This is a genomic window from Paenibacillus sp. F411, from assembly GCF_017582705.1.
Taxonomy (GTDB): domain Bacteria; phylum Bacillota; class Bacilli; order Paenibacillales; family Paenibacillaceae; genus Paenibacillus_AQ; species Paenibacillus_AQ algicola.
In genome coordinates this window covers 253,636-265,067 of sequence record NZ_JAGFIP010000002.1, presented here as the reverse complement: position 1 = coordinate 265,067, position 11,432 = coordinate 253,636, and the positions used below count along the sequence as shown (strand labels likewise).

The following is an 11,432-nucleotide window of genomic DNA, read 5'->3' as shown; positions in this document are numbered from 1 at the left end:
GACATAGATGAAGGGAAGACCACAGGCTAAGGATTATCCGGAATATTATGAGAAATATATTGGGCTCATTCAAGAACCCCAAATTGTTGAGGTGCTGGCAGCACAGCAGGCTGAAGCTGCAGAGCTGTTCGGTGCACTCAATGAGCATCAGGCTAATGGCTGTTATGAGGAGGGAAAGTGGACCGTTAAAGAGGTGTTTGGTCATATCTTTGATCATGAACGCCTGTTAAGCTATTGGCTGTACCGGTTTGCACGAGGGGATGCCATGCCTTTGACGAGCTCCGATCGGGAAAGCTTCGTGAAGCTGGCAGATTACAAGCATAGAGAGCTTGACTCCATGATCGACGAATATAAAGCTGTTCGTCAGTCCACGATTCAGCTCCTTAAGGGGCTTCCTGAAGAGGCTTGGGAACGCCATGGCTTCGCAGGTGAGGTGCTACTCTCTGTGCGGGCGATGGCATACATTATTGCAGGTCATGAAAAATATCATTTAAAGATCATCCGGGAGCGGTATCTATCCTAGTGCATACCGTGAACTACAGCGATTTATAGAACATCACAAATGAGACTGCAACGGTAAATATACCTCCCAACTTGGTACAGAAGTAGTAGAAATCACTCGGTTGAGGGTTTTTGACATAAATCCATTCAAAGGACATCCAGAACCAAAACGTCTGATAACGCTCGAATAAAAAGAGACAGCAGCCATGAATCAGCAATAGAATGGAGAGCACATACAGCCATCGCTGGCCTTGTAACGGCTGATGCTTCTCGTACGCGGCCTGAACGAATGCTACGGGATGATAGTACGGCTCGTCTTCTGCCAGCTTTCTGACACCGCCAATATAAACGCTATGTCTGTTGACTGTATTGCCGTAAGAGTCCTCAGCAGTTAATCGGCCCGCAGACTCGCTGACTCTGTAGACTTCACCGTCAGGGTATGTTACGAGGTACTCGGCGCTGCTGTCTTCTTGAGAGTCAGGGCTGTCCGTATGTTCGAAAAGCTTCTCTACCACATATTCTTCTTTAGCGATGGTAATTTGAACCTGATCATCCTGCCCGGGTTGTACTTCAATAAGTGGACCAGTGCTTGATATGTATTGGAGACGGTTAGGATGTGAAGCAGATGACAGCTTGTATTTGTGATCTGCTGCGTGAAAAATATGCTGACTATAATATGTAGCTCCAAATATCCAAACGGCCACAATGCCAGCCATAAGCAAAAGCACAATGATCATAGGTTTGTAGGATCGAAGCACGCTCATTCACACCTCTCTGACATTGCAGATATTATAAAAGGCGCTCACCGACAACGTCTAGTGAGCGCCTTAGCTATGCTGTAGTTTATTGCGATACTACGGCAATAATTTCGTCTTCCAGCTCCAGGCGTACCTGTTCCCGGTAGGCCCGGATGTTGTACTCGGAGTTGAGGTAGCGCAGAATAGCCTCCATAAGGTTGGCTTCGATCAGATACTGACTGCGATCATGCACCCATACCTCAGCAGTGTAGCCGGTGTCTTCGTCCCATCTGAGTTCAACAATAACGTCTGTAGGCTTTACGCCTTTACGTTCAGCCTGGTGAAGACATACGGCATTGATAATCTCGTCCATGCTTAAGACCATAATTAGTACCTTCTGTTACGATCGTCCACGTCAGTGTCTACGTTGCGGCGGCGATGCTTAACAGCTCTCACTACAGCCATCACAATCATAATCAAAGCCCATACGGCAATCAGGTTAATCAGAAGTCCCATGATTTCACCCATGAAGCCCATACCAGCGAACATCCCGCCGAAGAGCAGACCTGCCAGGCCACCGATCATAAGACCTTTCATAAGGCTGCCGCCGCTGAAGAAGCCGCGGTTCTGTGTAGCTGCACCCGTTGTGTTATTCGTGTTGTTCGTCGTGGATTTCTGTACATTATTGTCCGCTTTCTTCGGCGTGGACTGGAAGCTTTTCTTACTTGAGCTAAATCCGCCGCTTCTTCTTGCATCTACAGAATCCGGAGCAATGGTTACCAGAAACATGGTAAGCACGACTAAGATCGCGAGTAGTTTTTTCATCGTGTTCTTTCGAACCTCCCAAAAATAAAATTAGTGATCATACTTTAGTATACGGACTAGCTCATGATTCGTTTCAAAAATATTTACTCACGTCCGGCAGCAGCGTAGCTGTGCTCAGTCAGCAGCTTCAGGACCCAATCACACCACTTCAGCTCGGCATCGACTGTCATTAAGGCTTTGGTAGCCAAAATATAACTGCCGAACTCTTTGGAGCCGGGGTGGCACTGTCCTTGCGGAATGCCTGCCAAGAGCTCTTCATAATACCGCTTCTTCTCCGTATAAAGCTCCCGGCGTTCCTGGTAAATCTCAACGGATACGCCAATCTCGCTTAACCAGAGTGAAAAGGTTCGAAGAGACAGCTCATCCTTGGTGACAGAGGGAGCGATCGGCTGATGCATCCATTCCCGGAGTTTGCTTATACCGTCTTCCGTGATGGCATAAATCTTCTTGTCAGGCTTGTCGCTCTGCTGAACCCAGTAGGAGCTGAGTAGGCCTTTCTCTTCCATTCGGGCAAGCAGCGGATAAATCTGACTATGCTTTGCCTGCCAGAAGGGCTGAATTCGAAGCATCAGCTCGTAGCCGGAGGATTCCTTCCGGGCGAGTAAACCAAGCAGGCCGTATGACAACGTATTCATGTTCATGACCCCTTTTGGAACTGTATCAGTGAGCCGAAAGCCAGGTGCTCCCGTCTTCCGGGTCCGTTCATTAAAAGTGTACACCATGACTGTATGGTTTGACAAATAAGTCACAGAAAATACAAAAAAACATGAGCCGCAGTGCGGCTCATGCCAGGGGATGAAAGATACTGATCAGGGTGCGCTGTAGCCTTCAACGACCAGATCAAGAGCGCCTGTTGCCGGATGGATCACCATTCCATGAACTGGGGTGTTTCGTGGCAGCAGCGGATGATTCTTGATCAGGCTGACTGTATTCTCAACCGCAGAGGTTACGTTATCGAAGCCGCGCAGCCATTCATCCAGCTTGATTCCGGAATGATCCAGGGTGGAGAGCACTTCATCGGAAACGCCGCGCTCTTTCATGGAGCTGACCATTCGTTCGGAATTGAGAGAGGCCATACCGCACTCATGATGTCCAACGACGATGACTTCCTCAACATTAAGCTCATAAAGTCCTACTAGAATGGAGCGCATCGCGCTGCCAAACGGGTTGGAGACAATGGCGCCTGCCGTCTTGATGATCTTGATGTCGCCATTCTTGAAATTCATAGCTTTAGGAAGCAGTTCAACCAAACGAGTGTCCATACAGGTTACGATCAAGGTTTTCTTGTCGGGAAGCTTGCTCGTTTCGTAAGCTTCATACTGCTTGTCCTGAACAAATTTGCGGTTGTGCTCCATAATACTGCTAAGCTGAGTCGTCATGATACAATTCCTCCTTGATAATAGATAATGTGCTGGGCATGTAACCTACGCCTTCAGGCGGCGGTCCACAAGCTTGACGTTCGTGCTGTAGGTCTGGCCCGTGCTTGACAATCGGAAATGAAGTCCGCTCGAATTCAGGTCCAGCATCAGCGCTTCCTCGAAAAATACCTCATGATTGCGGCTCATGTAAATAGGGTAAGAAGCTTTCGTGTCCAACGCGACGTCATTCTCGCCCGGTTGTTCGATAATTTCCAGCCCCGGAACGGCACTCATCACACAGCCGCAGCCTTCAGAGTCGTGGATCAGCCTGATGACGCCGGGGGAATGGCTAAGCTTTCCTTTAAGTTTCTGTTCTGCTGCCTCGGTCAGTTGGATCATCATGGCTGTAACACACTCCTTTTGCTATGTAAACACAGATGTGCCTTCTCAAAAGTTGATTATAAACCTGAAGAAAAGTATCATCAAGTAGAAGGTGTAAACCATATTTAAAAAGCAGGTGAAGTTCGATGGAAAAACAATGGAGTGAGGAATGGTCACGCTTTGAAGCGTTATTCCGCCAAATTTCCAGTTATAATGAAGCGGTCGGGCTGCTCGCTTGGGATCTGCGCACCGGAGCTCCCAAGAAAGGAGTTGCTTCCCGGTCAGAAACCTTGGGCATGCTCTCTACGGAAGCTTTCAAGCTGTTGACCTCCGCTGAGATGGGAGAGCTGATCCAAGCGCTGTCCGCTCCAAGCGTTCAAGAGCAGCTAAATGAGCTGCAGCGCCGAATGGTTCAGGAAGCGGGCAAGGAGTATGACCGCAACAAGTCTTTGCCAGCAGAACGCTTCAAGGAGTATACAGTACTGGCGGCTCAATCGGAATCGATGTGGGAGGACGCCAAGAAGAATGACGATTTTGTTGGCTTTGAGCCTTACTTGAGCCGCATTGTGGAGTTCAAAAAGGAGTTTATCGGTTATTGGGGTGCGAAGCAGACTCCCTATGATACCCTGCTGGATATGTATGAACCGGATATGACCGTGGCGGAGCTGGATGATGTGTTTCAGCGCCTGACCGCAAGGCTTGTTCCGCTGGCTCAAACCATCAGAGAACGTGGCAAGCAGCCAGAAACGGCGTTTATGCATCAATTGTTCGATGTAGGTCAGCAGGAAAAGTTCGGCCTGTTTATTCTGGAGCAGATGGGCTACGATTTTGAAGCCGGCCGTCTGGACGAGAGTGTTCACCCGTTTGCCATCGGGCTGAACAACGGTGATGTCCGGATTACAACTCACTATTTACAGGATGAAGTGACGAGCGCGGTATTCAGCTCGCTGCACGAAGGCGGTCACGCTCTCTATGAGCAAAATATTGAAGCTGCGCTGCACGGCACTCCGTTATCCGGCGGCACCTCAATGGGTATTCATGAATCCCAATCCCGCCTGTGGGAGAATATGATTGGCCGCAGCCGCGCCTTCTGGAAGCGGTATTTCCGCGATCTACAGCAGCATTTTCCGCAGCAGTTTGGAGATGTCGAGGCAGAAGCCTTCTATCGTGCAGTCAATCGCGTGGAGAATTCGTTCATTCGCATTGAAGCCGACGAGCTGACCTACAATCTTCATATCATTATCCGGTATGAAATCGAGAAGATGCTGTTTAATGAAGGCCTCTCCGTAAAGGAGCTCCCGGAAATCTGGAATGCGAAGTACAAAGAATACCTTGGAATCATGCCGCCTGATGACCGGATGGGTGTTCTGCAGGATGTTCACTGGTCCGGTGGAGATTTCGGATATTTTGCCTCCTATTCGCTTGGAAATATGTATGCAGCACAATTTATGCACACGATGCGTAAGGAAATGCCAGACTTGGATCAGCTTATTGAGGAAGGGAATCTGACGCCCATCAAGGAGTGGCTGACGGACAAGATCCTCCGCTACGGCAAAAGCGAGAAGCCTTCCGAGATTATTGTCCGTGTAACTGGTGAACCGCTGAATCCGGATTATTTGGCCGATTATTTGGAAGCGAAGTATAAGGACGTTTATCAGCTTTAATAGAATAGAATTTGATATGGGCTTTACGCCTGACAGCCGAAAGGTGATCAGACGTAAAGCCCTTTTTTTCATGGGCGTCCTAAGACTGTGTTGGTATGGGCCCTCAAGGCCTTTAACCATCCTCACGGCTGCTGCATAAATTAGGGAAAGAAAAGAATCATTCACAGGTGGAGGGGTAGCGATGATAAGAAAAGGCTGGTTCATGACCCTGTCCATCCTGATGGTATGTACGCTAGTACTGTCCGGATGCAGCGGAAAGAGTGAAACGATGAAGGTCAAGATCGGCGAGGTCACGCGTTCGGTGTTCTATGCACCGCAGTATGTCGCGATGGAGAAAGGCTTTTTTGAAGATCAGGGACTGGAGGTAGAGCTGCAAACGACCTTTGGCGGGGACAAAACGATGACTGCACTGTTATCAGGGGGCATTGATGTCGCGCTGGTAGGATCTGAGACCTCGATTTATGTGTATCAGCAAGGTGCGGAGGATCCGGTCATTAACTTCGGGCAGCTGACACAAACAGACGGGACCTTTTTGATGGCAAGAGAGTCCTCGGGAGCCTTTGAATGGGATCAATTAAAAGGAAAGGTGTTCCTGGGCCAGCGCAAGGGCGGTATGCCGCAGATGGCGGGCGAGTTTGCATTGCGGGGCAAAAGCATTGATCCCAGGCAGGATCTGGAGCTGATTCAGAATATCGACTTCGCCAATATCGCATCTGCTTACGCTTCGGGGACCGGAGAATATGTGCAGCTGTTTGAGCCGCAGGCATCCATCTTCGAACAGGAGGGCAAAGGAAAGGTCGTCGCCTCCTTCGGGGTAGAGAGCGGCCATCTGCCTTATACCGTGTTTATGACAAAAGAAAGCTATATGAATGAGAATGCTGATACGGTCCAGCGGTTTACAAATGCTTTGTACCAAGCTCAGCAGTGGGTAAACACGCATTCACCGGAAGAGGTGGCGGAGGTCATCATGCCGTTTTTCAAGGATACAGATCCCGAAATTGTCATTTCTTCCGTCAAGCGCTACATGGAGCAGGGCACGTACGCTACGGACCCCATTGTAGATGATCAGGAGTGGAATAATTTGCTGGATGTCATGGAGCAGGCGGGCGAGCTCAAAGAGCGGGTGGCTGCAGAGGAAATCGTCAATAATCGTTTTGCAGAGCAGGCAAAGCGGAGCGGAGAATGAACCAAGACGGCCGCCTGCCGGGGAAGGAGGAATCAGGAATGAAGCCGGCTGTGGAGCTGAAGCAAATTACACATGCTTATGTTAGTGACCGGGAAGCTTCCTTGGCTATTGAGGACATTAATCTCACCGTTCATCCTGGTGAATTTGTCAGTCTCATCGGGCCTAGCGGCTGCGGCAAAACGACCCTTTTGTCGATCATTGCCGGGCTGCTGCAGCCTTCAAAGGGCACAGTAACCGTGAACGGCCATGCGGTAGAGGGAACCTCCCCCGAGGTAGGCTATATGCTGCAGCAGGATTATCTGTTCCCTTGGCTTAGCATTCAGAAGAATGCGCTGCTCGGACTGGAGCTGACAGGCGGACTGAATGAGGCTTCGGCTGTGCTGACCGAAGAGCTGCTGAAGGAGATGGACTTGGCGGGCTACGGTAGCTTTTATCCCCAGCAGCTGTCCGGCGGGATGCGTCAGCGTGTGGCCCTGGTCCGCACGCTGGCTGCCGATCCATCCTTGCTGCTTCTGGATGAGCCGTTCTCTGCGCTGGATTACCAGACAAAGCTGAAGCTGGAGAACCTCATCGTCAAAACGCTGAAGGAGCGCCGCAAAACGGCTGTGCTGGTCACGCATGACTTGTCGGAGGCCATTGCTATGAGTGATCGGGTGGTGCTGTTAAATCGAAACCCGGGCCGGGTTCACTATGTGTTTGACGTCCCTGAGCCTGTGCGCAGCACGGAGCCGTTTCTGGCCCGGAAGGAGCCGGGCTTTAACGAGCTGTTTCATAGCATATGGCACGAAATGGAGAAGATCAGCGGAAAGGAGTGAATGCCGTGGGAGAACCGGGAAAAGGAGCTTTCTCGAGCCAGGAGAACGGCGGGGCCTGGCTTGATGATATGCATGCCGTGCATCTGCGGCGGAAACGAAAAGAGAGCCGTCTGGTGCTGGCAGTGCAGCTTTTGCTGCTAGCCGTCTTCTTTGCCCTGTGGGAGGTGGCCGGAAGGCTTAGCTGGATTGATGTGCTTCTCTTCAGCTATCCCAGTAAAATTGCGCTCTATCTTTCTCAGCAGGCAGTGACCTTGGAATGGTGGGGGCATATCGGAGTAACTGTAGGCGAGACCGCGGTAGGATTTCTGCTGGGAACGCTGGCGGGGACACTGCTGGCAGTGCTGATCTGGTGGTCCCCTTTTCTGTCGAAGGTGCTGGACCCGTATATGGTCGTGTTTAACAGCATGCCCAAGGTCGCGCTGGGACCGATCTTTATTGTCATGTTTGGAGGCGGCTTTACAGCGATTGTCATGACGACGCTCTCAATTACGGTTATTGTTACTACACTGGTGGTCTATAACAGCTTTTCTGAGGTGGACCCCAATTATGTCAAGGTCGTCCGCACATTCGGAGGAAGCAAGGCCCAGAGGTTTAGGCGGGTCATTCTGCCCGCCTCATTCCCGGCCATAATCTCCACCTTGAAGGTCAATGTAGGGATGGCCTGGGTAGGCGTGATTGTGGGAGAATTTCTCGTTGCGAAATCAGGTCTTGGCTATTTGATTATGTACGGATTTCAGGTGTTTAACTTCACCATTGTGCTCTCCAGTCTGCTCGTAATTGCAGTGGCGGCCACAGGCATGTATCAGCTGGTCGTCTATATAGAAAAGCTGCTGCTTCGCTCCCGTTGAGCCCATGTCAGGTTGTCTCCCCTCCAAAAATGGGATACGATAAATCTGTAAGTTCATCGGGAATGACAGGAGACTGGATATGATGGGATTCCGCGTGATCAAAACAGCGATTGCGGCCTTGCTAGCCATTGTAATTACAGATGCATTAGAGATTCCGGGAGCAACCTCAGCCGGTCTGCTGGCGATACTGGGTGTGGATGTAACGCGCAAGCGCAGCCTGCACTCCGTATCGTCGCGTTTTTTTGCGTCACTGCTCGGTCTTGTGTTTGCGTCAGTGCTGTTTCAGCTGCTGGGCTATCATTACTGGGTACTGGCATTATACATATTGATTGCGTTCCCGGCCATTTCCAAAGCACATTTAAAGGAAGGTATTGTCACGAGCTCTGTGGTCGTATTCCGCGTATTCAGCGGGCAGGAGCTGGACATTCACATTTTTTGGACCGAGGTGCAGCTGCTTATGATCGGGCTGGGCTCGGCGATGGTCGTGAACATGATCTACATGCCCAAGGGTGAGGGGCAGCTGGGTCAAATCAGGCGGCAGGTGGACGGGCTATTCTCGCAGATTTTCACCCAGATTTCCCGCACGCTGCGGGAGCCGTCTCATCTGTGGGATGGCAAGGAAATGATTCAGGCCGGTAAAATGGTCGAGCGCGGCATTGCAGAGAGCAACCGCAATCTGGAGAACCAGATGCTGCACCCGGATCTGGCGTGGAACGTTTACTTCTATATGCGGAAGGAGCAGCTGGACCATATTGCCGCCATGATGCATCTGGTGTCCCAGATCTATGAGAAGCTGCCCACAGGCATTTTCGCCGCCGAGCTGTTCGATCAGATCAGCCAGGATGTGATCGCAGAGGAATACACAGGCAAAACCGAGAAGCTGCTGACAGAGGTCCAAGCCAAATTCCGGGAAATGGAGCTGCCGAAGACCCGGGAGGAGTTCGAGGTCAGGTCGGCGATTTTGCAACTGAGCAAAGAGCTGGAGGATTTCTTGAAAATTTCAAAGCGAAGCAAGGCGCCGACCAGTAAGGTCGCTAAACGCGCTTAGCATCACTATTTTTAGCATAAAGACAATTTATTTGGACCACTTCATTCAACATTCGCCCATGTCGTGCATACACTTGTAGGGAATGATTGTATGGAGGAGGTTCGAAGATGTCATTAAGCAGTAAACACCAATGTAGAGAAATTATCACCAAGGCGATCTGCGGCAAAGGGCGCAAATTCTCTACCGTAACACATACCGTGACTCCGCCCAATAATCCGACCAGTATTTTAGGGGCCTGGATTATACAGCATCAGTATGAGGCGGTGGCCGCCGGAGACGGAATCGAGGTTGTAGGTACTTATGATTTAAACATCTGGTATTCCTATGACAAAAATTCGCAGACCGATGTGGCCAAAGAAACGGTGTCGTATGTAGAGCGCGTGCCTCTCTCTTATCTGGATCCCAAGCACCGTTCCTCCACCGTAGAGGTATCGGCGGAAGCAACCCAGGAACCAAGCTGTGTGGAAGCCAGTGTATCTTCCAACGGGAAAAGCGTAATTTTGAGAGTGGAGAGAGAGTACTCCGTTGAGCTGGTCGCCGAAACCAAGGTGCTGGTGCTGGTGGGTCAAGCAAGTGATCTGGAGGACAAAGAGTTTGAATTTGCCGGGGGAGACAGCGGCGACAGCGATTATGAGGATCTGGAGTTTGACGATCTGGAGGATGAGCTGTAAACCAACCCTGCTGATTCCCATGTTACAAGATAGTCTATGCAGTAGGGGGCGGCTTTGCAGAGGGCAAACGCCCTCTTTTGTTGAAAGCTCCGAGTGCCGGGGCTTTTTTTGTTGGCGTGGAAAGGGTGGTGGATCATGAAGCTGGATGAGGTCGAATGGAAAGGGAGTTCCGGGAATGTGGAGCAGCCGCTCCAAATGAGTCTTGAAGACATTCATCATCGACTGGAGCGTTCCGGCATTCCAAGCCGGATCAAAGGTCCGCTGGAGGGAGATGCCTTGAGCATGCCGTCCAGGTATGCTGCCAGCTACCTGGTGACCGTTTATAGCCTGGAAGACGCAGAGGTCTGCAAGCTGATGGCTTCGAACGCCGGTTATTTGCAGACTTCAATGCAAGGTATGGAGCATTCCGGATCAAGTGATGGCCTCCACGCCCGGCTGTGCCGAGCCGCTATACGGACTCTGTACGTCTTGGGGCTGGAGCGCGGGGAGGTCACAATCTCTTTGCTGCCGGGGCGACGTTACGTTGTGGAGCACATCGCCCGGCGGTCTCATTCCGGTGATGGTAAGCCGAGGCAAGACAGCAGCCTGAAGCCTCAAGGCCCCGGCGCCCCCGTCTTGTTGGGCATGGACCCGGAATTTATTCTGGTGGACCGGGAGGGGAGGGTGGCTGATGCCTCTCAATTTCTGGACCGATATGGCCGGGCGGGCTGTGATGCAGTTCGGATTGGCGAGACCGTGACCTATCCGCTGGCGGAGCTTCGTCCTGAGCCTAAAGCGGAGCCGGAAAGTCTGCTGCTGGAGATGAGAAGGGTGTTCCGCGACGCATGGAGCTTGATCACGGACCGGACGCTGGAGTGGAGAGCGGGCGCCATGCCGGCAGACGGCTATCCGCTGGGCGGGCATCTGCATTTCAGCGGTATTCCTCTCTCGCTTGAGGTGCTGCAGTGCCTGGACAACTACCTTTCACTGCCTTTGGCCGCGCTTGAGGATCCGCGGGGACGCTCCCGCCGTCCGAGATATGGAAGCCTCGGCGATTTCCGTCACCAGAGCCATGGCGGCTTTGAATACCGGACACCCCCCAGCTTTCTCGTGTCTCCTCTGATTACGCGCGGGGTGCTCCACATGGCATATCTGATTGCGCATCATTATAGTGAGCTGAATCTTCGGCCGCTCTCCTATAACGAAGTGCACCGGGCTTATTACGAAGGTGACCGCAGCGTTCTATCTGCATGGGCTGTGCGGCTTCATCAGGATTATGGGAAGCTGAAGGCTTATGAGGCTCACCGGCAATGCATCGACCGATTGTTTAAGCAGATTTATTCCGGGAAAACCTGGAATGAATCGAGGGATATTCGCAGACTTTGGAATCTTCCGGTACTCCCGTGACCTTAACTCGAT

General features: G+C 51.4%; 14 protein-coding genes. 8 read left to right on the top strand and 6 right to left on the bottom strand.

Annotated elements, in window-relative coordinates; all coding sequences use genetic code 11:
• Positions 1-7: 7 nt before the first annotated feature.
• Entirely contained in the window at positions 8-523 is a 516-nt protein-coding gene (locus JJQ72_RS03665) for a DinB family protein (RefSeq protein ID WP_208202808.1), read from the top strand.
• A 13-nt stretch (positions 524-536) separates the two neighbouring features.
• On the opposite strand, the gene JJQ72_RS03660 is transcribed toward JJQ72_RS03665, so the two are convergent.
• The 6 genes from JJQ72_RS03660 to JJQ72_RS03635 all read right to left on the bottom strand — a co-directional run bounded on the left by JJQ72_RS03660 (position 537) and on the right by JJQ72_RS03635 (position 3,823).
• Positions 537-1,265: a DUF6199 family natural product biosynthesis protein gene (locus JJQ72_RS03660; protein ID WP_208202807.1), complete on the bottom strand. Its 729-nt coding sequence runs from the start codon at positions 1,263-1,265 to the stop codon at positions 537-539.
• A gap of 79 nt (positions 1,266-1,344) precedes the next feature.
• Positions 1,345-1,623, bottom strand: coding sequence for a YxcD family protein (locus JJQ72_RS03655; protein ID WP_208202806.1), 279 nt, complete (start codon positions 1,621-1,623; stop codon positions 1,345-1,347).
• A 2-nt stretch (positions 1,624-1,625) separates the two neighbouring features.
• Positions 1,626-2,063 (bottom strand): hypothetical protein, encoded by a 438-nt coding sequence (locus tag JJQ72_RS03650; protein ID WP_208202805.1) that lies wholly within the window; start codon positions 2,061-2,063, stop codon positions 1,626-1,628.
• Between the two features lie 83 nt (positions 2,064-2,146).
• Positions 2,147-2,698 carry a PadR family transcriptional regulator gene (locus JJQ72_RS03645; protein WP_138225661.1) on the bottom strand — a complete coding sequence of 184 codons (552 nt, stop codon included), beginning with the start codon at positions 2,696-2,698 and terminating at the stop codon, positions 2,147-2,149.
• A gap of 174 nt (positions 2,699-2,872) precedes the next feature.
• Positions 2,873-3,442 carry a beta-class carbonic anhydrase gene (locus JJQ72_RS03640; RefSeq protein ID WP_208202804.1) on the bottom strand — a complete coding sequence of 190 codons (570 nt, stop codon included), beginning with the start codon at positions 3,440-3,442 and terminating at the stop codon, positions 2,873-2,875.
• A 45-nt stretch (positions 3,443-3,487) separates the two neighbouring features.
• On the bottom strand, positions 3,488-3,823 hold the full coding sequence (locus tag JJQ72_RS03635) for an iron-sulfur cluster biosynthesis family protein (protein ID WP_208202803.1): 336 nt from the start codon (positions 3,821-3,823) through the stop codon (positions 3,488-3,490).
• A 125-nt stretch (positions 3,824-3,948) separates the two neighbouring features.
• On the opposite strand from JJQ72_RS03635, the gene JJQ72_RS03630 reads away from it, so the two are divergent.
• The 7 genes from JJQ72_RS03630 to JJQ72_RS03600 all read left to right on the top strand — a co-directional run bounded on the left by JJQ72_RS03630 (position 3,949) and on the right by JJQ72_RS03600 (position 11,420).
• Positions 3,949-5,466 carry a carboxypeptidase M32 gene (locus JJQ72_RS03630; protein WP_208202802.1) on the top strand — a complete coding sequence of 506 codons (1,518 nt, stop codon included), beginning with the start codon at positions 3,949-3,951 and terminating at the stop codon, positions 5,464-5,466.
• Between the two features lie 181 nt (positions 5,467-5,647).
• Positions 5,648-6,652, top strand: coding sequence for an ABC transporter substrate-binding protein (locus JJQ72_RS03625; protein WP_208202801.1), 1,005 nt, complete (start codon positions 5,648-5,650; stop codon positions 6,650-6,652).
• A gap of 38 nt (positions 6,653-6,690) precedes the next feature.
• Positions 6,691-7,467, top strand: a complete 777-nt coding sequence (locus JJQ72_RS03620) for an ABC transporter ATP-binding protein (RefSeq protein WP_208202800.1) — start codon at positions 6,691-6,693, stop codon at positions 7,465-7,467.
• 68 nt (positions 7,468-7,535) lie between these two features.
• Positions 7,536-8,315, top strand: coding sequence for an ABC transporter permease (locus tag JJQ72_RS03615; RefSeq protein WP_243895863.1), 780 nt, complete (start codon positions 7,536-7,538; stop codon positions 8,313-8,315).
• Positions 8,316-8,397: 82 nt separating this feature from the next.
• Positions 8,398-9,363 (top strand): aromatic acid exporter family protein, encoded by a 966-nt coding sequence (locus tag JJQ72_RS03610; protein ID WP_138227724.1) that lies wholly within the window; start codon positions 8,398-8,400, stop codon positions 9,361-9,363.
• A 107-nt stretch (positions 9,364-9,470) separates the two neighbouring features.
• Positions 9,471-10,034 carry an outer spore coat protein CotE gene (locus JJQ72_RS03605; protein WP_138225667.1) on the top strand — a complete coding sequence of 188 codons (564 nt, stop codon included), beginning with the start codon at positions 9,471-9,473 and terminating at the stop codon, positions 10,032-10,034.
• Positions 10,035-10,169: 135 nt separating this feature from the next.
• A complete protein-coding gene (locus JJQ72_RS03600; RefSeq protein WP_208202798.1) occupies positions 10,170-11,420 on the top strand; it encodes a putative amidoligase domain-containing protein in 1,251 nt (416 codons plus the stop codon).
• The last annotated feature ends 12 nt before the right edge of the window (positions 11,421-11,432 follow it).

Excerpts from the sequence above, each read along its gene's own strand:
- JJQ72_RS03665 (WP_208202808.1), top strand. The coding sequence starts at position 8 with ATGAAGGGAAGACCACAGGCTAAGGATTATCCGGAATATTATGAGAAA.
- JJQ72_RS03660 (WP_208202807.1), bottom strand. The coding sequence starts at position 1,265 with ATGAGCGTGCTTCGATCCTACAAACCTATGATCATTGTGCTTTTGCTT.
- JJQ72_RS03655 (WP_208202806.1), bottom strand. The coding sequence starts at position 1,623 with ATGGTCTTAAGCATGGACGAGATTATCAATGCCGTATGTCTTCACCAG.
- JJQ72_RS03650 (WP_208202805.1), bottom strand. The coding sequence starts at position 2,063 with ATGAAAAAACTACTCGCGATCTTAGTCGTGCTTACCATGTTTCTGGTA.
- JJQ72_RS03645 (WP_138225661.1), bottom strand. The coding sequence starts at position 2,698 with ATGAATACGTTGTCATACGGCCTGCTTGGTTTACTCGCCCGGAAGGAA.
- JJQ72_RS03640 (WP_208202804.1), bottom strand. The coding sequence starts at position 3,442 with ATGACGACTCAGCTTAGCAGTATTATGGAGCACAACCGCAAATTTGTT.
- JJQ72_RS03635 (WP_208202803.1), bottom strand. The coding sequence starts at position 3,823 with ATGATGATCCAACTGACCGAGGCAGCAGAACAGAAACTTAAAGGAAAG.
- JJQ72_RS03630 (WP_208202802.1), top strand. The coding sequence starts at position 3,949 with ATGGAAAAACAATGGAGTGAGGAATGGTCACGCTTTGAAGCGTTATTC.
- JJQ72_RS03625 (WP_208202801.1), top strand. The coding sequence starts at position 5,648 with ATGATAAGAAAAGGCTGGTTCATGACCCTGTCCATCCTGATGGTATGT.
- JJQ72_RS03620 (WP_208202800.1), top strand. The coding sequence starts at position 6,691 with ATGAAGCCGGCTGTGGAGCTGAAGCAAATTACACATGCTTATGTTAGT.
- JJQ72_RS03615 (WP_243895863.1), top strand. The coding sequence starts at position 7,536 with ATGCATGCCGTGCATCTGCGGCGGAAACGAAAAGAGAGCCGTCTGGTG.
- JJQ72_RS03610 (WP_138227724.1), top strand. The coding sequence starts at position 8,398 with ATGGGATTCCGCGTGATCAAAACAGCGATTGCGGCCTTGCTAGCCATT.
- JJQ72_RS03605 (WP_138225667.1), top strand. The coding sequence starts at position 9,471 with ATGTCATTAAGCAGTAAACACCAATGTAGAGAAATTATCACCAAGGCG.
- JJQ72_RS03600 (WP_208202798.1), top strand. The coding sequence starts at position 10,170 with ATGAAGCTGGATGAGGTCGAATGGAAAGGGAGTTCCGGGAATGTGGAG.